Origin of the sequence: Undibacterium sp. Ji50W (assembly GCF_049340445.1) — a bacterium.
In the GTDB taxonomy this organism is placed as follows: domain Bacteria; phylum Pseudomonadota; class Gammaproteobacteria; order Burkholderiales; family Burkholderiaceae_D; genus Undibacterium.
On sequence record NZ_JBMPOX010000019.1, the window covers coordinates 33,637 to 59,759 of the forward strand.

At 52.5% G+C, this 26,123-nt stretch carries 27 protein-coding genes; 13 read left to right on the plus strand and 14 right to left on the minus strand.

The features are described 5' to 3' along the window. Positions 1-13: 13 nt before the first annotated feature. The 3 genes from ACO0K9_RS21480 to ACO0K9_RS21490 form a co-directional block, all read right to left on the minus strand. Complete coding sequence (locus tag ACO0K9_RS21480; RefSeq protein ID WP_422988234.1) at positions 14-616, minus strand: DUF502 domain-containing protein; 603 nt, start codon at positions 614-616, stop codon at positions 14-16. 54 nt (positions 617-670) lie between these two features. Further along, the gene (locus ACO0K9_RS21485) at positions 671-1,003 is read right to left on the minus strand and encodes an FmdB family zinc ribbon protein (protein ID WP_422988235.1); all 333 of its coding nucleotides are present in this window, start codon (positions 1,001-1,003) and stop codon (positions 671-673) included. Between the two features lie 116 nt (positions 1,004-1,119). Next, on the minus strand, positions 1,120-2,544 hold the full coding sequence (locus ACO0K9_RS21490) for a sodium:solute symporter family protein (protein WP_422988237.1): 1,425 nt from the start codon (positions 2,542-2,544) through the stop codon (positions 1,120-1,122). A gap of 378 nt (positions 2,545-2,922) precedes the next feature. Here ACO0K9_RS21490 and ACO0K9_RS21495 point away from each other — a divergent pair, with 378 nt between their 5' ends. Next, a complete protein-coding gene (locus ACO0K9_RS21495; RefSeq protein WP_422988239.1) occupies positions 2,923-3,603 on the plus strand; it encodes a Bax inhibitor-1/YccA family protein in 681 nt (226 codons plus the stop codon). Positions 3,604-3,731: 128 nt separating this feature from the next. Here the strand turns inward: ACO0K9_RS21495 and ACO0K9_RS21500 are convergent, their stop codons facing one another. Beyond that, entirely contained in the window at positions 3,732-4,685 is a 954-nt protein-coding gene (locus tag ACO0K9_RS21500) for a M28 family peptidase (RefSeq protein WP_422988241.1), read from the minus strand. 227 nt (positions 4,686-4,912) lie between these two features. Between ACO0K9_RS21500 and ACO0K9_RS21505 the strand changes: the two genes are divergently transcribed. Continuing rightward, positions 4,913-6,043 (plus strand): GNAT family N-acetyltransferase, encoded by a 1,131-nt coding sequence (locus ACO0K9_RS21505; protein ID WP_422988243.1) that lies wholly within the window; start codon positions 4,913-4,915, stop codon positions 6,041-6,043. Between the two features lie 13 nt (positions 6,044-6,056). Further along, entirely contained in the window at positions 6,057-6,365 is a 309-nt protein-coding gene (locus ACO0K9_RS21510) for a single-stranded DNA-binding protein (RefSeq protein WP_422988245.1), read from the plus strand. A 107-nt stretch (positions 6,366-6,472) separates the two neighbouring features. On the opposite strand, the gene ACO0K9_RS21515 is transcribed toward ACO0K9_RS21510, so the two are convergent. Beyond that, positions 6,473-7,063 (minus strand): DUF938 domain-containing protein, encoded by a 591-nt coding sequence (locus tag ACO0K9_RS21515; RefSeq protein WP_422988247.1) that lies wholly within the window; start codon positions 7,061-7,063, stop codon positions 6,473-6,475. 133 nt (positions 7,064-7,196) lie between these two features. Further along, positions 7,197-7,820, minus strand: coding sequence for a LysE family translocator (locus tag ACO0K9_RS21520; protein ID WP_422988249.1), 624 nt, complete (start codon positions 7,818-7,820; stop codon positions 7,197-7,199). Positions 7,821-7,969: 149 nt separating this feature from the next. On the opposite strand from ACO0K9_RS21520, the gene ACO0K9_RS21525 reads away from it, so the two are divergent. The 3 genes from ACO0K9_RS21525 to ACO0K9_RS21535 all read left to right on the plus strand — a co-directional run bounded on the left by ACO0K9_RS21525 (position 7,970) and on the right by ACO0K9_RS21535 (position 10,263). Next, positions 7,970-8,425: an Lrp/AsnC family transcriptional regulator gene (locus ACO0K9_RS21525; protein ID WP_422988251.1), complete on the plus strand. Its 456-nt coding sequence runs from the start codon at positions 7,970-7,972 to the stop codon at positions 8,423-8,425. 151 nt (positions 8,426-8,576) lie between these two features. Continuing rightward, positions 8,577-9,374: a type IV pili methyl-accepting chemotaxis transducer N-terminal domain-containing protein gene (locus tag ACO0K9_RS21530; RefSeq protein ID WP_422988253.1), complete on the plus strand. Its 798-nt coding sequence runs from the start codon at positions 8,577-8,579 to the stop codon at positions 9,372-9,374. Positions 9,375-9,582: 208 nt separating this feature from the next. After that, positions 9,583-10,263 carry a flavin reductase family protein gene (locus ACO0K9_RS21535; protein ID WP_422988255.1) on the plus strand — a complete coding sequence of 227 codons (681 nt, stop codon included), beginning with the start codon at positions 9,583-9,585 and terminating at the stop codon, positions 10,261-10,263. A gap of 3 nt (positions 10,264-10,266) precedes the next feature. Here ACO0K9_RS21535 and ACO0K9_RS21540 read toward each other — a convergent pair whose 3' ends face one another. Next, the gene (locus ACO0K9_RS21540; protein WP_422988257.1) at positions 10,267-11,475 is read right to left on the minus strand and encodes a hypothetical protein; all 1,209 of its coding nucleotides are present in this window, start codon (positions 11,473-11,475) and stop codon (positions 10,267-10,269) included. A gap of 476 nt (positions 11,476-11,951) precedes the next feature. Between ACO0K9_RS21540 and ACO0K9_RS21545 the strand changes: the two genes are divergently transcribed. Next, a complete protein-coding gene (locus ACO0K9_RS21545; protein ID WP_422988258.1) occupies positions 11,952-13,940 on the plus strand; it encodes an OPT family oligopeptide transporter in 1,989 nt (662 codons plus the stop codon). Positions 13,941-13,993: 53 nt separating this feature from the next. Here the strand turns inward: ACO0K9_RS21545 and ACO0K9_RS21550 are convergent, their stop codons facing one another. Beyond that, positions 13,994-14,149 carry a YgaP-like transmembrane domain gene (locus ACO0K9_RS21550; protein ID WP_422988260.1) on the minus strand — a complete coding sequence of 52 codons (156 nt, stop codon included), beginning with the start codon at positions 14,147-14,149 and terminating at the stop codon, positions 13,994-13,996. A gap of 175 nt (positions 14,150-14,324) precedes the next feature. Here ACO0K9_RS21550 and ACO0K9_RS21555 point away from each other — a divergent pair, with 175 nt between their 5' ends. Further along, positions 14,325-16,559: a DUF6600 domain-containing protein gene (locus tag ACO0K9_RS21555; RefSeq protein WP_422988262.1), complete on the plus strand. Its 2,235-nt coding sequence runs from the start codon at positions 14,325-14,327 to the stop codon at positions 16,557-16,559. 356 nt (positions 16,560-16,915) lie between these two features. Then, positions 16,916-17,731: a substrate-binding periplasmic protein gene (locus tag ACO0K9_RS21560; protein WP_422988264.1), complete on the plus strand. Its 816-nt coding sequence runs from the start codon at positions 16,916-16,918 to the stop codon at positions 17,729-17,731. Between the two features lie 37 nt (positions 17,732-17,768). Here the strand turns inward: ACO0K9_RS21560 and ACO0K9_RS21565 are convergent, their stop codons facing one another. The 3 genes from ACO0K9_RS21565 to ACO0K9_RS21575 form a co-directional block, all read right to left on the minus strand. Further along, on the minus strand, positions 17,769-18,386 hold the full coding sequence (locus ACO0K9_RS21565) for a DUF4337 domain-containing protein (RefSeq protein ID WP_422988266.1): 618 nt from the start codon (positions 18,384-18,386) through the stop codon (positions 17,769-17,771). Positions 18,387-18,679: 293 nt separating this feature from the next. Beyond that, on the minus strand, positions 18,680-18,898 hold the full coding sequence (locus tag ACO0K9_RS21570) for a hypothetical protein (protein ID WP_422988268.1): 219 nt from the start codon (positions 18,896-18,898) through the stop codon (positions 18,680-18,682). A gap of 74 nt (positions 18,899-18,972) precedes the next feature. Beyond that, on the minus strand, positions 18,973-19,308 hold the full coding sequence (locus ACO0K9_RS21575; RefSeq protein ID WP_422988270.1) for a PadR family transcriptional regulator: 336 nt from the start codon (positions 19,306-19,308) through the stop codon (positions 18,973-18,975). 230 nt (positions 19,309-19,538) lie between these two features. Between ACO0K9_RS21575 and ACO0K9_RS21580 the strand changes: the two genes are divergently transcribed. The 4 genes from ACO0K9_RS21580 to ACO0K9_RS21595 all read left to right on the plus strand — a co-directional run bounded on the left by ACO0K9_RS21580 (position 19,539) and on the right by ACO0K9_RS21595 (position 23,583). Further along, positions 19,539-20,804: a sensor histidine kinase gene (locus ACO0K9_RS21580; protein WP_422988272.1), complete on the plus strand. Its 1,266-nt coding sequence runs from the start codon at positions 19,539-19,541 to the stop codon at positions 20,802-20,804. Further along, positions 20,797-21,567, plus strand: a complete 771-nt coding sequence (locus tag ACO0K9_RS21585; protein WP_422988274.1) for a LytR/AlgR family response regulator transcription factor — start codon at positions 20,797-20,799, stop codon at positions 21,565-21,567. The genes ACO0K9_RS21580 and ACO0K9_RS21585 overlap by 8 nt, the downstream gene beginning before the upstream one ends. A gap of 5 nt (positions 21,568-21,572) precedes the next feature. Next, positions 21,573-22,979 (plus strand): DUF4407 domain-containing protein, encoded by a 1,407-nt coding sequence (locus ACO0K9_RS21590; protein WP_422988276.1) that lies wholly within the window; start codon positions 21,573-21,575, stop codon positions 22,977-22,979. A 265-nt stretch (positions 22,980-23,244) separates the two neighbouring features. Then, positions 23,245-23,583, plus strand: coding sequence for a hypothetical protein (locus ACO0K9_RS21595; protein ID WP_422988278.1), 339 nt, complete (start codon positions 23,245-23,247; stop codon positions 23,581-23,583). A gap of 32 nt (positions 23,584-23,615) precedes the next feature. Here ACO0K9_RS21595 and pcp read toward each other — a convergent pair whose 3' ends face one another. From pcp to ACO0K9_RS21610, 3 genes are read right to left on the minus strand one after another with little or no spacing between them, the layout of a single operon-like run. Next, entirely contained in the window at positions 23,616-24,266 is a 651-nt protein-coding gene (gene pcp / locus ACO0K9_RS21600; protein WP_422988280.1) for a pyroglutamyl-peptidase I, read from the minus strand. A 59-nt stretch (positions 24,267-24,325) separates the two neighbouring features. Further along, on the minus strand, positions 24,326-25,312 hold the full coding sequence (locus ACO0K9_RS21605) for a DUF979 domain-containing protein (RefSeq protein ID WP_422988282.1): 987 nt from the start codon (positions 25,310-25,312) through the stop codon (positions 24,326-24,328). Beyond that, complete coding sequence (locus ACO0K9_RS21610; RefSeq protein ID WP_422988380.1) at positions 25,309-26,061, minus strand: DUF969 domain-containing protein; 753 nt, start codon at positions 26,059-26,061, stop codon at positions 25,309-25,311. The genes ACO0K9_RS21605 and ACO0K9_RS21610 overlap by 4 nt, the downstream gene beginning before the upstream one ends. Between the last annotated feature and the right edge of the window lie 62 nt (positions 26,062-26,123).

Genomic DNA, 26,123 nt, shown 5'->3' on the forward strand with positions numbered 1-26,123 from the left:
GTAACCACATCATTTATTTGGTGGGGAGATGCTCGGGAGCCACCACGCCCATGGAAACAATGTATTTGAGTGCGGCATCGACACTCATATCCAATTCTATCGCCTGATCTTTCGGCAACATCAAAAAGAAGCCGGATGTCGGATTGGGTGTCGTCGGCACATACACGCTGACAAAGTCACCTTTCAGATGATTGACCACATCACCACCCGGTATACCAGTCAGGAAACCAATAGTCCAGCAATCGCGACGCGGATATTCGATCAGCACTGCCTTGCGAAACGCATTACCTGAAGACGAAAACAGCGTATCCGATACCTGTTTGACACTAGAGTATATCGAACTGACGATGGGAATGCGTTGCAACAGGCTTTCCCAGGCCTTGAGCACATAATTGCCGATAAAGTTTTGTGCCAGCAAGCCGGTGACAAAAACGATCAACAAGGTCAGCACTGTACCTATGCCCAATACTTTGAAACCGACCAGTTTTTCTGGTCGCCATTCAACCGGCAACAGCAGCAATGACTGATCCATGGTACTGATAACGGCATGCAGCACCCACAGCGTAATTGCCAGGGGCACTAAAATTAGCAGGCCAGTAATAAAGTATTTACGCATGGTAATCGATTCACTCTTGATAAATAAGACAAAACAAACTGGGGCAAATGCCGGTCAGACCGCCTGATTACCGTTTGCTGACGTTGACGTTGACGATGCTGGTGCTGGTGCTGGGGCCGCGGCTGCGGAAGATGCAGCGGCTGCGGCCGGCTCAGTTGATGCCGGTGCAGATTCGCTTGCTGGCGCTGCTGCTGCGCCGCCGGAACCACCACGGAAGTCAGTGACATACCAGCCCGAACCTTTGAGTTGGAAGCCGGCAGCGGTGACCTGTTTCGTAAAAGAAGATTTGCCACATGTTGGGCATACGCTCAGCGGTTCATCGGAAATCTTTTGCAATACATCTTTGGCAAATCCGCATTCTTGACAGCGGTAAGCATAAATCGGCATGGCTTTGCCCCTAAAAAAACTGATAAAACCCTGAATTATAAAGGTTTTTGATCAGAATTTGCGCATTGCATCACAGCCAGGTCTATGCCAGGGCCAATGTCGGACCTGTATCGGCCCTATATCGCCATGGTCTTGCGACTGAACTGAGGCAGTAAAGAACCCACAATCATCCCTGTCATACTCATCAATACGCCCACCAGTTGTGGCGGCCACAAGCCTTCAGGAACCAGGACCTCCATACTTACCCAGGAAACAATACCAAGAATGATGGATGCCAGACCACCCTGCGTGGTCGCGCGCTTCCAGTACAAACCGAAAGCCAGCGGGACAAAAGCAGCCACCAGGGTTACTTTGTAAGCATTTTCCACCATTTTATAGATGCTGGATTCAGTATTCATGGCAAAAATAGTAATGATAACGGTGAAAACCAGCACGACTATACGCATCATGCGCAAGAATTGCTTGTCACTTTGCTTGGGGAAGAATGGTTTCAGTATGTTTTCAGAGAAGGTCACAGAAGGTGCCAGCAAAGTTGCACTTGCACAACTCTTAATGGCAGACAGCAGCGCGCCAAAGAACATCACCTGGGCCAACATCGGCACCTTGGTCATGATCAGGGTAGGCAAAATCAGTTGCGAATCCTTGTCGATCAGGCTTTCCACCATTTTAGGATCGATCAGGGTCGCCGAATAGGCCAAAAACATGGGGATAAAGGCAAAGCAGAAATACAATACGCCACCCAGTACAGATGCATTCCCGGCAATTTTTTCATTTTTCGATGAAGCCACGCGCTGGAATACATCCTGCTGCGGTATCGAGCCCAGCATCATGGTAATCCAGGCGGCAAAGAACCACAGGCTTTCCTTGGCGGTAGGTGCAGGCCAGAACTCCAGCTTGCCGGCATTGGCAGCATGTTCTATGACCACACCGGCACCGCCGACCATGCCCGACACCTCCCAGCCTATATATAGCATGCCGACCACGATGATGATCATCTGCAGGAAATCCGTGATCGCCACCGACCACATGCCCCCCATCAGGGTATAGATCAGTACGCTGCCAGCACCGATGATCATGCCTATATCCATCGATATATAGCCCCCGGACACCACGCTGAACACCAGGCCCAGCGCCTTGATCTGGGCGGCAACCCAGCCCAGGTAAGACACCACGATACACATCGTCACCATGACTTCGGCAGTACGGCCAAACTTGTTACGGTAATAATCACCGATCGTCAGCAAGTTCATGCGGTACAGCGGGCGGGCAAAAAACAAGCCCACAAATATCAGGCACAGGGATGAACCAAAGGGGTCAGCGACCACACCTTTCAAACCATCCTTGACGAAGGTCGATGAAATGCCCAGCACCGTCTCGGAACCGAACCAGGTCGCAAACACGGTTGCCGTCACCACATACATGGGCAGGGAACGCCCGGCAACGGCATAGTCTTTGGAGTTGTTCACATAACGGGCGGCATACAGACCTATCCCCACAGAGATGACCCAGTACAGAATGACAAACCAGATTAATGTATTCATGAATAGCCACGTGATGATATCAATAAAAAAACCCGCATTTTTGCTGCGGGCATTATAGACGTAAGTTACACGAAGTTTGAGCCCGAAGTGGGTGATTTTGTAACGAACTGAAGCTTTATTTTCTTTGTTGAGCGCTGTCGCCACATCAATCGGATCACTTGTCTGTTATTCAAGCTATTTGCACAATAAAAGTGCAGGTAATTTGATAAAAACCAGCAAAACCATGTCAGACCCTGCACCACGCCTGAATTGTAAAAATTTGTTATATCGCAATGACTATTGTAGAATCAGGCATGACTTGCACTTTTTGCAGGTTACCTAATAAACCAAGCCGCTTACCTTTTACAGGTTTAAGGCAATTCTAAGATAGGGATATCCATGGAACTGGCAAGTACCCAACAAGGTTACGGACCTGCGCGTGAGCGCTTTATCAGCAAGACTTTCAATCACCTCGGCGGTGCCATTCTCGGTTTTACGGCGATTGAAGTCGTCTTATTCAAGACCGGTGTAGCAGAAGTATTGGCCCAAGGTATGCTGAGCATGTCATGGATTATCATACTTGGTGCCTTCATGCTGGTGGGTTGGCTGGCTTCACGGGCCGCCCATACTGTCGAAAGTCTGGCGATGCAATATGTGGCACTGGCTGCCTACATCCTGGCCGAAGCCATTATCTTTATTCCCCTGCTGTTCATTGCCAACCAGGTTGCGCCTGGTGCCATCGCCAATGCCGGCCTGATTACCGTACTGGCAACCGTAGGCCTGGTCGGTGTAGCTTACATGTCACGCAAGGATTTTTCTTTCCTTGGCAGTATCCTGAAATGGGCTGGCCTGGTAGCACTGGTCCTGATCGCTGGCGGCCTGATATTTGGTTTCCAGCTTGGCTTGTTCTTCAGTGTCGCCATGGTAGGACTGTCCGGTGCGGCGATTTTGTATGATGCATCGAATGTCATCCATCATTACCCGGAAGACCGTTATGTGGGCGCTTCACTGCAATTGTTTGCCTCTGTGGCCATGATGTTCTGGTATGTACTGCGCATCCTGATCAGCCTGCGCGATTAAGCTTCTCCCAAAAACATGCGCTGCCAAGCCAGCGCATGACATGTCTGCCTTCCCCCCGTCTGCCTTCCTCCCACTCTACCTTCCCCTTTAACTGCGCTGCTCCCGCCCCCTGACCTGGCGGTAGTCTTTTACTGCTTATTCCTGAAATTTATCGTCAGCAAGGCCTGATCCAGCAAATAACTGGCTTTCGACAGCAAATCTACCGCTCCCAGGTAAAACTGCGGGTTGATCTTGTCCGCTGTATCGGTAGGCTGATGATAATCAGCATGGTCTTCGACACCAAAATAGATATGCGGCACCCCAGCCGCGAAGAAAGGATAATGATCTGACTGTTTGGTCCAGTCATCTGTGCCCTGCTCCACCCTGTCATGACCAAACATCAGCTTCACACCCTGGTTGCCATCCAGCGGAGCCAGCAAGGTTTTCAATACGGGTAGTTGATGTGTGCCGCTGGCATACAGCTCACCCTTGTCGCCACGGGCAATCATGTCGAAATTCATCACCATGCCTATCCGTGCCAGATCAGCCGCAGCCTGTGTCGTATAGGCACGGGAACCACCCAGATTGACCTCTTCGGCATCGAACAGGATAAACATCACATCATGCCTGGGCGGCTGGTTTTGCATGGTCCCGGCAATCGCCAGCACCGCAGCAACGCCAGAGGCATTGTCGTCAGCACCGTAATAGATTTTGCCATCACGCACACCCAGGTGATCATAGTGGGCAGAAATCACCATCCTGGCAGCGCCGGCATGGTCTTCCAGGCTACCGGCACGGCAAGCCAGGATATTGCGCCCCGTCTTGCTTTTTCCAAGGCGCGTCTGGAAGGTGAATTCCTGCACGAAATCCTGCCCGCAGGGTAGGACACCGATCTGTTTCAGCCGCTGGATAATATAATCACGCGCTTGCGCATTACCCGCTGTATCACTGGCCCGCCCCGCCATGTCTTCACTGGCCAGGCGCTGGACGTCGATCAGCACTTGCGATGTTGCCTCATCCGCCAGCGCCATGCCAACTGGCAGCAACAAGCTCAAAAGCAGAAAACACAGACCACGCAGCAGCAATTGACGTAATTCAGGCATATAAACATTCCATTCAAGATGAAGATAACAACTTCCCGGGTAATTCAGACTAAAAATGCATTAATGTGCAGACTAAGCAAGCCCAACTACTTTACAGGCTTGCAATTCCCTCAGGAACGTGGCATAAACGCCGACTTGATAGCCGCTACGTTGATATTCCTGTTGAATTAGAGATGATGTATTTACTGACAAGCTGACGGCTTGCGTCTTACCAGAATTTCCCATTGATGTTGAACCCAGAAAAATTTGTTCTTACTACCGAAGCCGGCTTTGATGCCCTGGCGGCGTCCTGGCGTCAACTGGAAACACAGGTAGCGCATTTACTGCCCTTCCAGACGTTTGACTGGAACCGGGTCTGGTGGACAGTATTTTCAGATTCTTCGTGGTTTCACAAAGATGAACTGGCTATCTGCACCTTATATCAGGACCAGCAACTGGTTGCCGTCATGCCGCTGACCAATACCCACGTCGGCTTCCACAATCTGTTCATCTATCGCTATGTACGCCCGTTTGGTGCGGACCCCAACCTCACTGAAATTCGTATCCCGCTGACCCTGCCCGCCTATACCGAAATCATATTACAGCAATGGGAAGATTTGTCGAAGCAGGAAACCTTTGGCCTGACCGAATTCCAGGTCATCCACACCAGGGAACATGCCGCGCATTTTCTGGCAACGAATACTGCCGTGCATCCGCTGGAAACCAGGGATATCCCGAATTTCATCCTGCACCTGGATACCGACTGGCCCAGCTTCAAGACCAGCCTGAAACGCAATATCAAGGAATCGCTGCGGCACTGCTATAACTCACTGGCACGCGATAACTTGCAGGCCAGGTTGCAGGTGTGGCGCGGCAATGCAGAAGTGCGGCAAAACGTCGATGCCTTCTATGCCCTGCACAACGCCCGCGCCACGGCAACAGGCACGGTAGAACATCCGGATTATTTTGCTGACGACAAACATCGCAGCTTTATCATGGCCTTGCTGGACAGCCCGTTTGCCAGCAGAATCATGCTGTTTGGCCTGGAACTGGGCGGCAAGACTGTCGCCATGCGCATGGCTTTTGCAATGGGTGATGAGTTATACCTGTACTATTCAGGCTATGACCTGCACTATGCCAAATACAGCATCATGACCACGCTGCAAGCAGAAATTATACAGTGGGCATTTACCCAGGGCTTGAAACGCATCAATCTGTCTGTCGGCGACGATGTATCCAAAACCCGCTGGGGACCAGCCGTCATCCACTATGTCGAATACCAGTGCGTCAAGAACAATCCCTGGCGCAGAAATCTGGGTAAAAATATCCTGAAGATGCGCAAGCTGCGCAAATCTTGGTCAGTTGGCAAACAGGAATAAAAAAGGACTCAACATGATAGACGCATTAATCGCCGGACGTATCTATGGCCAGGTCGAAGAACGCTCAGGACAAAATGGTTCTGTCTACGTCACCTGTAAAGTACGCGCCGCAACGGATGACGGTGAGTTCATCATCTGCAATGTGATCACCTTCAATGATGCAACACGCAAAACTTTGCTGGCCCTGGGTGATGGCGACAGCCTGTCACTGTCGGGGGCGCTGACACCCAAGGTCTGGACCGACAAACAAGGCAAGGCCAGACCGGCTCTGGATCTGATTGCGCACACCGTGATCACGGCGCATTTGAATACCGCTGAATAATCGTTGCCACGCAGTAGGATGCGCCGTGCGCACCGTTCGGAAAAATTTGATTAGTTGAGGTGGTGCGCGCAGCGCACCCTACAGCCAATATGTCTACAAGCCCGCACCTACTTCACCAATACCAGCAAACGATTATTCGCTGGCATCGCAATATTCTCCGACAGGCGCATGCCATGCTTGCCTGCCAGTTCGATGATCTTTTCAATATCGCGTATACCCATGTGCGCCGCCTGCTGCTTCAGCGAGGCATCAAACTGCTGATTGCTGGCACTGGTGAATTCACCAGCGTAATTGAAGGGACCATAGATTAAAAACCGGCCCGGTTTTTCCAGCACCCGGGCCACACCAGCGAACATCAGTTCCACTTCTTCCCATGCCATGATGTGGCAGGTATTGGCAGTAAACACGGCATCAAACTGCTGTTCTGGAAATGCGGTTTTACCTATATTCAATTCCAGCGGCGGCAATACATTTGGCACAGCCGTCTCATCCAGCCAGGCCTGTATGCTGGGGTGGTATTCCAGCCGGTCACTGGTTTGCCATAGCACATGCGGCAAATGCTGCGCAAAAGTCACCGCATGCTGTCCCGTGCCACTACCGATTTCGAGCAGGCTCTGACAGCCTGTCAATACCGGCTTGATGGCTTGCAAAATAGGGGCGCTGTTTCTTTCGCAGGCAGCGGAAAAAAGTTTACTCATTCTGGATACTTTCGTTTGTTACCTTCAGCGTGAAGCCCGTACTCTACGTTGAAACAGGTAATGCCACAATACAGAAATTTTTCCACTTAGCGACGCCTGTGCATTACTGACCGACCAGACCGGCCAAACTGGCTTACGCCCAACTACCCACACTCAGTATCTGCCAAACGGCAAAACCCAGCAGCAAGCAACCACCTGTGCGGTTAATCAGCGTCATTACTGCAGCGCTGATTTTCTTGCGTATCAATGCCACACCACTACTCAGGATTAACCACCACAAGGCTGACCCTGTAAACACGCCTGTGACCATGAAGGCTGCAGCAGAAGGATGCACCGCAACCGGGCCAGCGATGCTGGCGAACACGGCAATGAAGGACACGATGGTCATGGGATTGGTGATGGTCAGCAAGAATATGGATAAAAATGTTTTGACGACAGGCTGCTTGCCTGTCTCGTCCAGATCCACGGCCTGGGCTTTGCTCAAGATCAGCTTAACGCCCATCCATGCCAGGAACAAGGCCCCGGCTATCGCCAACGGCGTACTCAGCGACACAAAATAATCAGTAACGGCCACCATGCCAAAAGCCCCTATGGCACCATACACGGCATCAGCGCAGGCCGCCCCCATGCCGCTGACAAAGCCGGTACGCATGCCATGTTTCAGCGTGCGCTGTATGCACAACAAACCTATGGGACCAACCGGCGCTGCAATCGACAGGCCAATCAGCATTGCTTTAAAAAATAAACTCCACTCCATGGATACCCCTGACAATAAGAACGTAAGGTTCCAAGAAAAACATGTATCAAGTATGAAGATTTTTCTTGCTCATTCACATGGAAAAATTCAGGCAGAACTGCTACATTGCCTTAATTATTCTAGCAAATCTGCATCTTGACTTAAATATTATGGATATCGATGCCAAAGCCTGGAAAATCCTGGCAGCACTGCAACGCGACGCCCGCATTTCCTTGAAGGCACTCGCGGATGAAACAGGCTTGTCCCTGCCGGCCACATCTGAAAGAGTAAAACGCCTGGAAGAAGCAGGCGTCATTCGGGCGTACAGAGCAGAAGTGAATGCCGAAGCCATTGGCTTGCAAGTCCAGGCTGTGATCGGCATCACCGTGCCGCAACCCCAAAAAGGCAGCCTGATCAGCCTTCTCAAATCCCTGCCCGAGGTATTGGAATGCCTGCATGTGACGGGACAGGATTCATTCCTGCTGCGCGTGGCGACGACGGACCTGCGTCATCTGGAAAGTTTTGTCGGCAATATCAATCATTATGGAGAAACCCGCACCTCCATCATCATGTCGGCACCGATACCGCTACGCGCATTGACGCCCATGCCAGATCACAACAAGTAAGCACAGATAGCAGGCTAGATGAGCCACAAGTTTGCGTTACATCAAACCTTGTGTATGTAACCAGCCGGACTAGTTCCATCGAGGAATGGTCTTTCGTTCATCAACAGCCTAGCCTGAGCGCCATTACATTCGATACGCAAATGGAGTTGGCATGCAACGCAGAACATTTATCACCGGTGGCCTCATCCTGGCTGGGGGTCTGTCACTACCATTCACTGCACTAGCCCAGGTAGCAAACATCAACGACGCCATCAACAAGGCGGGTCGCCAACGTATGCTGACACAAAGGCTGGCCAAGGCCTATCTGCAAATTGGCCAGGATGTGGAAACAGAAACCTCAAAAAAAATCCTCGATCAGTCGATGTCCAGTTTTGACCGCCAACTGGTAGAGTTACATGCATTTTCCCCAACCACCGACATACGCGGCAATTTGTCCCGCATGGAACAGACCTGGCAAGAATACAAGCAAACCCTGGTTGGCAAGGCAGCCAATAAAGAGGATGCCAAGACTGTGTTAAAGCTCAGCGAAAACCTGTTGCAAATGGCTGACGAGGTGACCATGCAACTGGAAAAACATGCTGGTGGCAGCACAGGAAAACTGGTCAACCTGGCGGGCCGTCAACGCATGTTATCGCAACGTCTGGCCAAGCTGTATCAAGCTACAAATTGGAATATCGCCCCGGCCAACGCAGCGGCCACAATCGAAACCACTCGCAAGGAATTCGCCGCTGCCATGCAAACCCTGCAAGCCGCCAGTGGCAGCAATACCCGGTTGAAAGATGAATTATTACTCGCCCAATCCCAATGGGTCTTCTTCGACACAGCCCTGCACCAAAACAGCGACGGAAAACTGCAACGCCTGTCTGCCAGCAATGTGGCAACCACCAGTGAACGGATACTGGAAGTGATGGACAAGATTACCGTGATGTATCAGCAGTTGACTGGTTGACGAAATTTTTACCAGAGTGAAAAATTCTATCATCCATTCCGTCGGAAATTTTCACTCTGCTTGCTGTGAGCTTGCTTTTGATTTTTGCCATCCAATATGCCTGGTGCTTTGCAAGAATAGTCCCGCAAATTTCATGTCCGTTTCTGGCCAGCCCAAATAAAATGCAAGTCGCATACTTCCTCCATCACCACCCACAAGCGAGGAAGAAATGCATATCAATAGCGAATCAGCCATTTTATATTTTGGCACCCCGGTCATCCTGGTCAGCACCGTCAACGAAGATGGCAGTTTTAATCTGGCACCGATCTCATCCATATTCTGGCTGGGCTGGCGGGCCATGATAGGTGTGGGTTCGACATCACAAACCGCGCGCAATCTGAAACGCAGTGGTGTCTGTGTGTTGAACCTGGCTTCTGTCAATGAAGTGGCGGCAGTTAACCGGCTGGCACTGACCACCGGTTCCGATGCCATGTCGGCCTGGAAGACTGCACGCGGCTACCGTCTGGAAAGAAACAAGTTCGCATTGGCGGGCCTGACACCCCAGGCATCAGAAACCGTGGCAGCACCGCGCGTGCAGGAATGCCTGGTACAGCAAGAAGCTACGGTCGCCGCCATGCATGGCATCGCCGACGACGAAGCCAAGCTGCGCGGTGGCATTCTGACTTTCGAATTGCGCATACAGCGCCTGCATCTGGATGCTTCTATCCTGCTGGATGGCAACCCTGACCGGGTCGATCCCGACAAGTGGCAACCGCTGATCATGAGTTTCCAGAAATTTTATGGCCTGGACAATCAGCAATTGCATCCGTCGACACTATCAAGCATTCCGGAAAAAGCCTACCGCAGCCCGGATGTCGACAAGGCACGCCAGATACTGACAATCGCTTAAGGCCTAGGCCATCATGGAAGCTGTCTTGGGTTTCGACAAAAGTTCGGCAAACACTTGCCAGCGACTGTGTTCATTTCCCGGTTGCGACAATTTTTCTACATAGGCCTTGGTCATATCCTGACCAAGGTTGTAGTTGATGACGTAGGAACGATGCCTTTCCATGAAGCGCAAGCGCTGCCTGGACCTGGCTTCGTCCGACAAGGCATATTTCATCAGCATGGCGACGGCGGCTTCGGTGTCGATATCACCATCCAGATAGAGTTGGGCAACCATATTGCCGGCGTAAGACAGCTTTTGCAGCACGGCCTGCACCTGATAATAATGTTCCACCCTGGCCGGATCTATGCCTGCCAGCGGGAACAGTTGGGCTTTTTCAAAAGCCATCCGTTCTGCATGCGGAAATGCGACTTCGATACCGTAATTGGCACTGCCCTCAGCCAGAAAAGACATGGGTGAATACAGCGGGTAGATACTGTATTCGACCCAGCCGTTTTCATTCACCAGGTGTTTTTCAATCAATAAATTGAAGACATGGTGACCGGGGTAGCCTTCATGGCTGGCCAGGTCGATGGCACGGCTGATGAACATCGGGAAGTCGGTATTCACCTGTATCAGGCTATAGCTATTTCCCTTGTACCAGTTATAAGCACTCCAGACCTGGTCCTTCACATATTCCACCTTGAAGCTTTCTTCTTCCGGCAGGCTGATGTATTTCCTGGTGCGCGCCCGGGCCTCATTAATGGCAGCACTGAACACGGCATCCAGTTTGTCTTGCGGAATTTCAAATTGCTTGTTGTAGCTGCTCAGGCGCGTGTTCAAATCACCATCACCGGGTAAAAGCTGATCGAGTTCAGCCAGGATGGGTTCAAAATCAGCCGGACTCAAGTCTGGCGAACGGGCATCATACAAGGCCAGGGATTCTTCATTGAAGGACAGTGTCGTCCCCGCCAGGTGGGCGATGTAGGTACGCAAGGCAGCCACATGCAGGCGCAGGAAATCCTGGCGCAACTCTTGTCCGGCCGCTGCTGGCGGCAGGGCATACGCTAGCCTGGTCAATTCTTCTGCCTGTTGCAACAGCTCGCTCAGGAGTAATTTTTGGCTTTCTGTCTGCCATTCCGGCGGGCCATAATAGGCATCGACATAGCCCGGGTCATGCTGGCCAGTGGCAAGGACCAGTTTTACATAGGCTTCGGCAAGCTGATTGAGTGTCATGACATGTCCTAGCTTTAATTTGTTGCAAGTATTTTACTGTGCTTGGACCGCAAGCACACAGCCAAGTTCAAACCCGTGAAAAGTCGGGCTGAATACAAAAATTGACACGCTGTTCAGCTAACACTATATTGCGCTACCGCCCATGATCAAACATCACGAAACCGACCCATGGCGCGACTCTGAGGATAAGAACCTGTTTACGATCTGTAGCGAGCGAGCGTCAGTGGGGTAAGGGTAACAAAAGCGCAGCGCAAAAAGCGGAATGTACTTAGGTACATGAGCATTTTGAGCAGCGCATGAGCCCCGCGTGGACTCCGATTGCGCACGCGCAGTAAGATCGGAAACAGGTTCTAAGAACGTGTCCCACAAGGACGCGGTGCTACTAACAGAACAAGAACATACACAAAATTGTTCCAGCAAGGAACCGCCACGCCGCAGGGCAATTTTGTGTAAGTCCGACCCAAAATGGAGAACATATGGCTCTGCAGCAACTGGACGAAGCACAGATACGCACCTGGACACGACGTCAAAAAGATCAGTGGTGGTTTGACAACATCTACCAAAAGGATATGGCGCAACTGACCTTGCGCTCGGCGCTGACCGGTTTTTTGCTGGGTGGCATACTGGCGGCTACGGCACTGTACATCGGTGCCAAGACCGGTATAGGCATAGGTGTCGGCCTGACTTCCGTGATTTTGTCCTTTGCGATTTTCCGTATTCTGCATGGCCTGGGCATCACCTCTGACTACACCATACTGGAAAACAACTGTACGCAATCCATCGCCACTGCGGCCGGATACATGATCAATCCGCTGATTTCCAGTCTGGCTGCGTATATGCTGATCACCGGCAAAATCATCCCCTGGTGGCAGATGATGGTCTGGGTCACGGTAGTTGCGCTGATCGGGGTACTGGTCGCTTTTCCGCTGAAGCGCCGCTTTGTCAATGAAGATCAACTACCCTTCCCGGAAGGCCGCGCCTGTGGCGTGGTGCTCGATTCTTTGTACACCGATGGTGCCGGCAGTGGCCTGTACAAAGCCAAACTGCTGGGCTATACCAGCCTATTCGCCGGTTTGTACCAGATGATAGTCAGTGATGGCTGGATGCGTCTGATACAGTTCAAGATACTGCGCATGGATAAATGGGCAGGCATGACAGAAGCCTGGAACCTGCCCGAACGTCTGGACACCTATTACTACACGGCTGCCACCAAACTCCACTGGTGGATACCCAACATACTCGGCACTGACATACGCCAGTTGGGCCTGCGCCTGAATCTGGATGTTGCCATGTTCGGCGTGGGTGGGCTGATGGGCATACGGGTCGCCAGCAGCGTCATGCTGGGTGCTTTCATCAACTTTGTCTTGCTGGCACCGTGGATGATACAAAAAGGGGATATCGCAGCACGCGCCATGCCGAATGGCACCATAGTCCCTATCTCGCGCACTGAAATTGTCAATCAATGGGGTCTTTGGTGGGCAGTGACCATGATGGTAGTCGGCTCTTTAGTGGGCCTGCTGGCCAAACCGGAACTGTTCAAGGCTGCCTTCAAATCCATGACCGGAAATGGCAAAAAGGCCGTGGATGCAGGCCCCGATCCGCTGAAAGATATTGAAGTACCGCTGTGGATTTCCTATATCGGCGTACCAGTGCTGTGTGTCATTGCAGCCTGGCTGGTGAATCTGTTGTTTGGTGTTCCCTTCATCATGGCCATGGTCGCCTTCCCGTTGATTTTTGTGCTAACTATCATCTGTATCAATGCCATGGCACTGACTTCCTGGGCACCTATTGGCGCACTGGCAAAAATCACCCAATTCAGCATGGGTGCCATAGACCGCAGCAACCCGGCGAATAACCTGTTACCAGCCGGCATGACTGCAGACATTGCCTTCAATGCCTCTGCCTTGTTGTCTGACATCAAACCCGGTTATATGCTGGGTGGCAAACCCAGGCATCAGGTCATCGGCCATATCATCGGCATTTTTTCTGGTGCGCTGGCTTGTATCCCCCTGTTCTTCCTGCTGTTCCTGCCGCCTGACCACGACGGCATACGCAGCACCGCTACTATCGTCAGCGAACAGTTCTCCTTCCCATCTGCCTTGCAATGGAAAGGCGTGGCCGATATTATCGCCAAGGGCATCAGTGGCTTGCCGACTTCTGCCATCATCGCCATGGCAGTCGCCGGCTTGTGTGCTGCTTTTATTGAAATCACCAATGTCATCACCCGGGGCCGCCTGCCACTGTCTGCCGTGTCCATAGGCCTGGGTGTGATATTGCCACCGGAATCCTGTTTCGCCATGTGGCTGGGTGCCCTGATATTCTGGTACATGGGCAAGAAAAACCCGGAACAAGGCACGAAAAAACATACGTTCTGGGTAGAAGGCTGCGAAGCCATCAGTGCCGGCCTGATATCCGGTGCTGCTATCCTGGGCATAGGGAATGCCATTATCAACGTTCTGATGTAAGCCAGGTGCAGGCGCTGCCAAATCAGTAAATCTGGCAGTGCCTGCCCCATATGTCAACGTAGTTGAGCGCGTTCCACACTGGCGGTCATGGCCCAAGCGCCCTCGCCAAATTGACGCACAACAGGCTTGCGGCCAAACAACGCGCATAGGGGGCAAAACCCGGTCACGCTGGTCAACGCTGCCACTGCCCCGCTGATTCCCGCTATCACACTGAAGCCGGATACTCCTCAGCTCATCGCCGCCAACACCAGGCATGCCAGACCGGCAACAAATCAAAAAAATTCAACTTTATGGAATTCTTTGACATCCAAAACACCCTTTCATGCGTTATGGATAAAACAGTTCTATTATTTCTAAATTACCCCTTCTGCCGGGAAGAGACAAATGAGTGCAAATCTTCGTTCTACTCCAGTCCTCAGCATCGCTGCATTGCTGATTGCCACCCTGTTTGTCCAGGTTCCGGCCCGGGCACAGGATGAGCCGCCAGGGCGTGTTGCCAGGGTCAGCTATTCCTATGGCGATATCAGTTTTGCTGATGCTGGCACCGACAACTGGTCCACGCTGATACCAAACCGCCCCATCGCCAGCGGTGACAGCCTGATCGTCGCGCCATCCGGCAGGGCTGAATTGCATGTAGGCGCGAATGCCGTGCGGCTGCAAGAAGGCTCGCGTATCAGCTTTACCACCCTCAATGATGAAAATACCCAGATCGACATGAAGCAAGGCAGCATGATCTTGCGCGTACGCACACTGGCGGGTAGAGAAAATTTTGATGTCAGCACACCGAATCTGGTGTTTTCAGTGCAAGAGCCGGGTGAATACAGAATCACTGTCAATTACGACAACAGCACCACCATCCTGGTGCGCAGTGGTACCGGCATCGCCTTGGGCGATCGCGATACCATCACCATCCGTGCTGGTGAGCAATCGCGCTTTTCCGGCAGCAATCTTCAGCATACGCAGATCGGTTCTGCCCCTCCTCCGGATACCTTCGACATGTGGGCCGCAGACCGTGACCGTGCTGAAGAAAATGTCACGACAGCCCGCTATGTATCACGCGAAGTCATAGGCTATGAACAGCTGGATGATTACGGTGCGTGGGAAACCACAGTCGAATATGGTGCCGTATGGTACCCAAGACAGGTCAGCAGCACCTGGGCACCTTACCGCGATGGTAAATGGGTCTGGGTTGCCCCATGGGGCTGGACCTGGATAGACCGTGCACCCTGGGGGTTTGCACCGTATCATTATGGCCGCTGGGCCTATGTCGGCACGCGCTGGGCCTGGGTGCCAGGTCAGTATCATGTACATCAGCGCCCTGTCTATGCGCCAGCACTGGTTGCTTTTGTCGGCAATAGCAATATAGGTATCAATCCTTCAAATGGTCACCGCAATACACCTGGTGTTGCCTGGTTCCCATTGGGTCCTGGTGAAGCCTATCACCCCGGTTACACGCATAACAGCAACTATATACAAAGACTGAATCAGAACGTCGTCATCAACAACAACACCGTCATAAACAATAATCGCGTTGTGTATGTGAACCAGAATATACGTAATGCCGTCACCGTTGTGCCGACCCAAACCTTTGTGCGTGGTGAGCATGTTTTGCCGGCATCAACCACCAAGATCATCGTGGAAAACCAGCGCACCCCAGTGGTCACCGAAGCACCTGCCCTGGTGCCCGGTAATAACAACCGCTTTGGCGAAGCCCGTCCACAAAATGTAGCGAACGGAGATCAGTACCGTCAAAGAATTTTGAAAAATGCGCAGTCACAAGGCGTACCGCAAGGCGCAGGTATCAACGCGCCCATGGGCAATGTCAATGCAACGCCCCGTCCACAGGACAATGCAACCAACCGCAGCTATGGTAATGGCATATCCAATAACGGCAACAATGCTAATAACCGCCCATCAGTGAACGTAGCACCGGTACAAACCGCACCTGCCAATACAGTGACCGTCGCACCGCCAGCCAGTGTCAACGCACCTGTGAATACTAATCCTGCGATTAACCAAAGACCTGCAGATAACAATACTGGCGTGCGTCAATACGGCAATGGCGGGCAGAATAATTATGCAGGTCGTCCACAAAACAATGTGGCTCCTGCACAAAACGCAGCCCCAATAGTAAGCAATCCACCTGTCAGTAGCGGCATCGGCGCATCGCTAGGTAATTCAATCAATCCACCTGTCCATAGCCCTAACACCAATAGCCCGGCCAATAATGCCATCATGACGGCACCCAATACTCGCCCTGCCGACAATATCGACCGGACACAAAGACAAGGTGGTGGCAGATCATGGGACAATAACGGCCAGGGCGAAACACGCAATGAAAGAGCCGTGGAACGCATGCCAGATCGCCCTGTCGTCGAAAGACCGGTTGAGCGCCCACGCGCCAGTTACACGCCACCGGTAGAACGTCCGCCGCAAATGGCCCCTATGCCACAACCACAGTCACAGCCAGCACCACGCGTGGAAGCACGCCCTGCACCTGCACCGGTAGCAATGCCGGCGCCGATGCAGGCACCAGCACCGGCACCAAGAGCAGAAAAACCGAAAGAAAAAGAAGAAACCAAAGCCAAGCAGCATGGCTTGAACGAACACGAGCGCTAATTAGTAGCGGCACTGCGGACAACAATGCAGCCTGCAGTAATGATCGTAATCGCTGCAACGTCGAACAGGAGGCAATACGCCTCCTGTTTTTTTATGCGACGGCGCTGCCACTGATTCGTCAGCATTGCCGCCAATCAGGCCCAGGTCTGTCATCGGCCAATTAAATGAAATACAATGAATGCGGCGTCCGCTTCACTTTGGCACACGCTCTGACAATGTTTTACCTATGCTGCTACCGCTATTTACGTAACTGTTGTAAATTCTGATTACGCTAATTTTCCAGGTTCTTTCGATCTGGTGATATTTTTTGCACCATAACATGCCGTTCCCTCATGCTTGCTGCATCACTCCACATTTTGTCTTTACCTCAACGTTTGCGGCATGCCTGCGCCCTGCTGGTATTTTCTTGCGGGGTTTGTCTGCTATGCACGCAGACGCAGGCGCAGACCCAGGCACAAGAACTGCAAATCTTTACTGAAGACTGGCCACCCATCAGTTTTGGCAGTGGCTCCAAAGCCGAAGGCATGGCAGTGGACGTGGTGCATGCCATGCAGGCACATATGGGCAGTAATCAGCCTATCCAGGTCGTACCCTGGGCACGCGGCTACAAGGCCTTGCTGGAAGAACCGAATACCCTGTTATTCACAGTAGGCAGGTCCGAAGAGCGCGAAAAGCTCATGGTCTTGCTTGGCCCCATCGCCATCTCGACCACGTCTTTATATACGCGCAAGGGGAATGCCGCACGGCTGTACAGCATGGGTGATGAAATACAAAAACTCAAGGTCGGTGCCTATCGTTCCAGCATCTTTGCCGATACCGCGCGCAAGAAGGGTTTTCAAAACATAGAACAGGCACCAACACCACAAATCATTGCCAATATGTTGCTGGCCAAACGTTTTGATTTATGGGTGGAAGGTAGTCTGGTGGTTTCTTCTGTGCTGAAGGACATAGGCCATACTGCTGACGATGTCGAGAAGGTTAAAGTTCTCGATAGTCTGGAACTGTATCTGGCTTTTTCCACATCCACTTCAGCGGCCACCATCAAGGCCTGGGAAGATGCCTTGCGCTGGCTGAAGAAGGAAGGCCACTTCGCCCGCATCCATCAAAAATGGTTGCCGAACGAATCCCCACCAATGGCCGTCATAAGGCTGGACCCGCCTGGCAAACCCTGAACTTGGCCTCAGGCCATGACGATATTTTCCAGATATTTCAAGACAACAAAGCCACCAGCGCCGTTGGATGAATCTGCCAACCCATTAATCCCGCCAGCCCCATAAGCACACCAAAACAGGTAGGTACCAGCGTCACGAAATACAGCCAGCGCTGCCTGGTCAGGGCAGTCACTGCCAGCAAGGAAATCGCAATCGCCAGCAAGGCATCCGACAAGTCAAACTGGTCATCCTTGTAATTAGCATTGTCATAATCGACCTGGTCTTGTTCGGCCTGTTTTTTTAGTTCTTCTTTTTTCTCGTGCTGTTCTTTGCCCAGCTTTACATAACTGTCTATGGCGGCCTGGTATTCTGCCTTCTGGTCGGCTGGCACATTTTTAGAGGCGAGGCGCAGTTGCAATTCGGTTGACTTGGCGAGTTCTTCCCGCATATTCCTGGCCTGGTAAAAAGCCCAATGATCGATCTTGTTGGCCTGCGATTGCTGCATGGCCTGGACGATATTGTCATCCTTGACCTTGCATATACCCATGAAGGTCGCCAGCAAAGCGACCGTAATCGCTACCATAATGTTCAACTGGTGGGTGATCTTGTTTTGCTGCTTATCGTCTTTCTGATCTTCCGTCAGTTGTTCCACGGTTTCAATAGGGTCTATGTCCATCTCTTTTCCTTACACAAGTTCGGTTAAACATCGAAGTATCCAGCATCAAGGACTGTTTGCCATTCCAGCCAATCGCATAACTAATTTGTCTGACGCAGCGACATCAGGTGACGCCCGTCACGCACAGCCTGGTACAACAAATATATGGCATATACCAGACTGGCTGGAATACACACCATATACTGAGCAGCGCAGATGCGCATAATAGTATCGCCATCCACGGTAAATAAACCGACATAGCGGGCGAAAAATCCACGCGCAGCTCTTGCAGCCCCTGCGCCGACATCCATAGCTTATGCCAGATCAGCAGCAGTGGAAAGCCACAACTTGCCAGGTCGGTCACCAGATCGCTGCCGCGTCCGCGTATATGTTGCCAGTCTTAGCGCTGGTCTGGCAAATTCTTGACACGCCAGTCCTTTTTTGACGCTCCAGTAAGCCACCTCGTCCTGAGTCGCTTCCCTACCGGCCTGTTCATGAATGGCATCCAGTTGATCGAGAATATTCGCCTGCAATTCACGTCCTATGCCTTCCCGTTGATGTGCAGGCAGTTCCTATCTGACTGCCTGTATATATTTTTGTAGCAGATTCATTTGCCAGTCTCCAAAATAGTGGCCAGTGCGCCATTGAGCAATTGCCATTCCTGCGTCAACTTCTCCAATAATTCCACACCCTCGGACGACAGGACGTAGTAACGCCTTTCCCTGCCTTCGCCCTGTTGCCATTCGCTGTTCAGCAAGCCCTGATCCGCCAGCCGCCTCACCAGGGGGTATAAGGTCCCCTCATCCATGTCTATGCCATGCTCCAACAAGGATTTACGCAAGGAATAGCCATACTGGGCCTGCCGCAACGAAGCCAGCACGGCCAGCACCAGTGCGCCTCGCCTTAATTCCAGACGCATTTTGTCCAGACGGTCTTCTGACATGCCGTATTCCTCTCTGTTTTTCACATACTGTGTACCACACAGCATAATACTATGCGCCACACAGTAAAAATACAAGGTCTTTTTCATGTTGCGCCTGATACCACTCAATCAGTTTGAATCCCTGGTATCCGGGATTCGTCAGAATTTTTTTGATTTCGTCGGAAAATGCAAGACGAAAGCCGCGCAGGCAATTATTCTTGGCAACAATTACAAACAAGAAGGAAACAAGCATGTTTACGACTATCTGGTTTATCGTACGGGCCAGTTTTGGCTGGAGCCTGCTGATCCTGTTCAGCACGATATTTATGGTCAACGTGGTTTTCAGAAATCACATGCCGGAAGAGATCATTTTCCTGCCTCTGATTGGGGTAGCGCTGGTGATGGGTATCAGTTTTTCCCATGTGCGCAGGGTGCGCCTGATTGCCAGCAAGATGGATGCGGGTACCCTCGCCAACCGCCAGCGTCGCCAGATAGAAATTCCGCTCGAGGCAAATGAAGCATTTGAGCTGGTGGATGCTGCCATACGTGAATTGCCGGGTGCGGAAGATACCGACAGCGCCAAAGACAGCCTGCAAATACGTGCCAAAATCAAACGCATAGACCCCTACCAGGCAAATTTTATCGATGAATTAAAGATGCTGGATTTTCTGGCGACCAAGCGTAACCAAATCCTGGCGACGATCACCCCTGGTGACGGTATCGGCAGCCTGACCCTGATTTGCGAACCGGAACGACCGGCCTGGACCGATTTATTCCTGGTCGATAATGGAACGAACCTGGAAAACGCAGAAGCCGTCACCCGCGCCATCACCCGTCGCATCGCCGAACGCAGGCGCAAGGAAAAAGCCAGCGCCACGCAATCCGTCACGGAAAAAGAACTAACCGTGGCCAAGCTGAATCTGCTGCATGCCCAGGTAGAGCCGCATTTTCTGTACAACACACTGGCCAGCGCACAATTATTGACGCGGGCTGACCCGGCGGCGGCTGATCAGATGCTGGGAAACCTGATCACCTATCTGCGTCATTCACTGCCACGCACCGAAGATACTGCTTCGACCATAGGTGAAGAGCTGGAACGGTCGATCGCGTATCTGGACATCATGAAGATACGCATGGGCACACGCCTGAGCATACAAATCCAGGTACCGGCAGAATTGAAAACCCTGCCCTTCCCCATGATGATGTTGCAAACCCTGGTGGAAAACGCCATCAAGCATGGACTGGAGCCCAAGACGGGTGGCGGCACGATCTGGATCATCGCCAGACAGCATGAAGGCAATGTTGCCGTCACCGTCGCCGATGACGGCAATGGCCTGGGTACAGAAATTGGCGGCACCGGTATCGGCTTGAAGAACGTCCGTGAACGCCTGCGTCTGGCGTATGCAAATACCGCCAGTTTTGTACTGGTTGGCAATTTCCCTTCGGGAGTGGCGGCCACCATCACCGTGCCTGTCATCAAGGAAGATGCGGCCGAAAAAGGAGAGCAACATGCCTAAGTGTGTCATCGCCGAAGATGAAAGCCTGTTGCGTGAAGCACTGTTGCAACAACTGAGCCTGGCCTGGCCAGACCTGGAAATCGCTGCTGCCTGCGATGATGGCGGCAGCGCCCTGGAAGCAATCGCCAACCACCAGCCGGATGTGGTGTTTCTCGATATCCGCATGCCGGGCCTGAGTGGACTGGAAGTGGCTGCCGCCATGACCGAAATCAGTCCACGTAGCCAGGTCGTGTTTGTCACCGCCTATAACCAATACGCGATTGATGCCTTTGAGAAAGGCGCAGTCGATTACCTGCTCAAACCGATCGCTCAGGAACGTCTGCTGGCCACAGTCAAGCGTCTGCAAATGCGCGTCCTGACTGGCGCTACTGACTTGCAGGCGATTACCAACCTGGTGCGCCAGCTAAGCGGTGGCCCGGCCGATGTACCCAGGCCAGCACCACTGGTTTGGATTACCGCCAGTGTCGGCACAGAAACCCGGCTCATCATGGTGGATGATATTGCCTACTTCCAGGCAGACAGCAAATACACCGTGGTCATGACCGCCGAAGGTGAATCCCTGCTGCGCAAACCGATACGCGATTTGCTGCAAGTGCTGGACAACAGCATGTTCAAGCAGATACACCGGTCCACTATTGTGAATATGCGGGCCATCGCTTCCATCACGCGGGACGACAGTGGCAAGGGGCTGGTCCGACTGAAGACGCGGCCAGAAACCCTGAGTGTCAGCCAGCCTTTCATGGCCTTGTTCAGGAATATGTGAATACCATGCGACTCTTCGATGGCCGCGCCTGGTTACGGGCAGGCAAATCCCTGCTGGCCCTGTCCGCCGCTGTCAGCCTCAAGGTGCTGGATCGGCAGGACAGCAATGGCAACTACCTGTATGCACGTGGCCGCCACAAATATTTTGGCATAGGTGCATTGGTCATCTTCTTTGCGCTGTTTTCCGGTTATGGCATGGCCCATATGCTGGCCAGCATGGTGAACGTCAGCAGCAGCGGTGCCAATGGTGCAATTGTTGCCGGCTGCCTGTGGGCCATGTTCCAGTGGTGTCTGGAACGCCAGATGATCATGTCCATTCATTCCGACAGCTCTTGGGTCAGCAAAGCCATCGGTATCAGTTGGCGCAGCCTGCTGGCCTTGCTGTCTGCCATCACCATGGTGTACCCCTTCTTTGTTGACAGCAACCGGGCTGAAATTGATGTCAAGGTAGGTGAAATGACCCGCACGCGGCTGATACAGAATCTGCAGACGGCACAAACAGCAACAGGTTTGCCGGTATTACAGCAAAGCCGTGCCGACCTGGATGAAAAACTGCACAAGGCAGAAGATGCCATACGCAGCGACCCACCCCAACTGGCAGAAATGCGCAAGCAATGGAGCATCTGCCGTGAGCGTGCCCGCGACGAAGAACGCAAAGGCATGAAGCAGATTGCCGCCTGGCAGCAGCCATTGGCAGGCGTCATCTCCGGCAATCTGGAAACAGCTTCACTGCAGCAAAAAATCACCACCATGCAAAACCGCATCCAGGCTGGCAAAGCCCGATGCCAGCAGCAAGAACAGGAAATCAACAGTAGTGTACTGGCCTGGAAGAATGAAAAAATCGCAGAAAAAGTACAAGTCGCCACAGCCCTCAAACAAACCCAGTCCAGCATCAGCAAAGCGCAGGATCGCAGTGAGATACTGGAACAAAAACAGACCGCAAAAATAGAAGCGGCGGCGGCATCCGGCTTTGCGGCTGACTTTGCTGCCACCTGGCAAATGTTGCAGGATGACCAGTATCGTCGCCTGCAATTGATCTGGTGGCTGCTCTGGTTCCTGACCATAGAAATGGTCGCCATCATCGTCAAGTTCAGTTCACATACGGATGTCGATGCAAAACTGAATAGCGATGAAGAACTGATCAAATTCGATATCGGTCAAAGCACACAGATGCGCCGCGCCGAACTGGCACTCAGGCAATTACATCATGCAATGAACATCAGAGGGCAGCAGGCAGCACTGCAAGCCGATGAAGGCAAAAGCGCAGCAGCACTTGCCACCCTGCAGCGACTTCAGGAACTGGAAAAACAGGCAGAAACCGGTAGTGGTCAGTCTTTTGAATCACGGCAGATGCTGCAACAAACCATCAGCGCCATTCATGCCAGCTTTGCAAGACTATTGCTGGCCAAATAAGGGGTCTGGCAAGTTACAGCATGGTTTATTAAAAGTACGTGTGTCCGGTAATTGTGTCCGTGGTGTCCGGGGTGTCCGGGGTGTCCGCCAGTGTCCGGCCTGGCGAAGCTGGGCGGACAGCCGGGCGATGTGAAAGTTCCATCAACTTGCTGTTTTTATGGGATTTTTTTATTTTCAGACCATGGCACAATCCTTGCAAAACACGGTTACAGGTACAAGTATACAATTGCCATAAAATTATTATTCAACTGGGGATGCAGGCAAAATGAAAAACATACTCATTGTTAAGCTGACATGCGCAACGCTTTTGTTGGCCACCCTGTTGCCAGCATCAGCCCGCCAGCCCTTGCCGGTCACACAGCAGGACGCGCAATTGATTTCCTATTTCAGGTCGTATGCACCAGCCGCGGAAGTCATGACCAAGAAATCGGATACCGGCATACCGGCCAATAGCGACACCACCGGCATGGAAAAAAATGCTGCATCCAAGAAAGCATCCGCCACAGGCAACGCAACTGATGGCGACAGGCAAGGCAGAATGAATGAGGCTGGCCTGCGCGATGACCGACTGGTGATGCCGCCAGCGCCACAATTACCTCAGTAAAGTTTTCCACCGTGTAGCTTCAATCTGCGGTTTCAATGCGTGGCACCACCGGCAATGACCATGTCTTGCCGGGTTTTCAAGATCGTTTCCAGCACATGTACCAGGGCTGTCTTCATCATGTCCAGCGGCATGCTGGCTGCCCCAGGGTGGGCAATGGCCTGCTCTGGCAGATAGGGAATGTGGATAAAACCGGCCGCCTGCACATCGTCCATCTTTTTTGTCATATGCATGAGGCCATAAAACACATGATTGCAGACATAGGTGCCGGCCGTCTGTGACACCGTGGCCGGTATGCCGCTCTGCTGCAAATCATGCACGATGGCCTTGACCGGCAGGCTGCTGAAATACGCTGCCGGGCCATCACTGATCACCGGCACATCAATTGGCTGGGCACCGGCATTGTCGGGAATGCGCGCATCATCCACGTTGATGGCAATACGTTCGATGCTGATTTCGGTACGCCCTCCCGCCTGGCCCAGCGCCAGCACGATGGCTGGCCGGTGCTTTTTCAAGGCCGCTTCCAGCACGTGCAAAGAACGATGAAATTCGCAAGGCAACAAAACACTGACGATCTGATGCTGTTCACCGATCAGCAATCCTTCCAGCTTGCGCACCACTTCCCATGAGGGATTGCTGGGTTCGCCAGCAAAGGGGTCAAACCCGGTCAGTAGTATGCGCTTCATAGGCACCTCATGCAGATGAAAATTCAGGTAAAAATTCAGGTAAAAATTCGGATGGAAATTCAGGGAAAAACAAAATAATGTATCAGCAGGATATTACACACCAGCACCAGCAAGGCGGTTGGTATTTGTGTCTTGATGACCAGGTACTTGTCTTCCAGTTCCAGCAAGGCTGCCGGCACAATATTGAAATTGGCCGCCATCGGCGTCATCAGGGTACCGCAATAGCCAGAGAACATGCCTATCGCCACCAGCGCCGCCGGATGAGCATGGTGCTGATTGATGAGGAAGGGCAAGGCAATCCCCGCCGTCATCACCGGGAAAGCCGCAAAGGCATTGCCCATAATCATGGTGAACAAGGCCATGCCGCCACAATACATGACAATGAGGGTAAACCGGCTGTCCGGGTTGATGAAAAGATTGACGATGGCTTGTATGGATTGTCCTGTCTTTGCTGCCACAAACACACCACCCAGCATGGCCAGCATTTGCGGCAATATCAGCGCCCAGCCTATGGCATCCACCAGGCGGCGTGATTCTCTTACTGCCTGCAAGGGTGTACTGCGCGTGTACCGGCAAGCGACGACCAGGGCTGTCAGGCAGGCGACGCAAAGCGACGTCAGCGTCAGGTTCTTTTGGTCCAGCAAATACCAACTTCCCATTTGTGCATTCTTCACCACCACGGTAAGTATGACGGTGATGACGGGTATGGTCAGTGCTGGCAGAAAAATCCAATTACCCAGTTTGCTCAGTGCGGCCAGGCGTTGCGGCCGGTCTGCATCAGCATGGCTGCCCTTGCCCAGCCAGTTCATCCCTGCCAGCACTGCCATGACAATGACACCTACGCCCGTTACTTTATAGGTCACAGATTTGCCCAGTGTCGCCAGCATCAGGTCGCCACACAAAAAACTGATGCCGAACAAGCCCCAGAACAGCGCGGTGGTGTAGCGGCGTGGATTACTGTGGTCGCGCAGCGTCATGTATGCCACCAGCATGACGATGATGCCGATCAGGTAAAACACCAGATTGATGCTGATGATGGCATTCATGATGACAAGTCCTGCTTGTCACTATGAATGCCATCGTCAGCAACTTCGGCTACATGACGGCTTGGTTCTGTCACACGCCAGGCATGGATGTCACGCGCAATTGCCGCATCCAGCCGTGACAGGCGAAACAGGTGGATCAACAGTGCGCACAGCGCTGTCGGTATGCCCCACATGCCTATGGTCAGCGGCTCCACCCCCTGAATACCGTTTTCCTTGAGAAAGGCGCTCATCAGCAATACCGCACCAAAGGCAATGAAAATATCTTCACCAAAGAACAGGGCAACATTGTCACAGGCGGCGGCGTGGGCGGCTATGCGGTCACGTATGGGTGCGGGCAAGTCGCCATGCTGGTTGCTGGCCGCCGCTTCGGCCATGGGTGACAACAGTGGCCTGACAGTTTGTGCCTGCCCACCCAGGCTTAGCAAACCCATGGCTGCGCTGATTTCACGCACCACAAAATACATCATCAATATCCTGCCGGTGGTGGCACGACGTATGCCCGCCACCCAGGCCTGGGCGTGTTCGCGCAGACCGGCCCTTTCCAGCAAACCTATTACCGGCAATATCAGCAAGGGACTTGCCAGTTGGCGACTGTTCAGAAATTTCTCGCCAAAGGTTTCCAGCAAGCTGCCAAAGTCCATACCCGTCGCCAACCCGGTTACCAGACCAGCCGCAGTCACCACCAGCAGGGGATTGAAGCGCAAAGCAAATCCCGTGACCACAAGGGGTATGCCTATCAATGGCAACATCAGTGACAACAATGACGCCAGGTCCATGCTTGCTCCTTCTATGAAACATATTTGGAATTTAT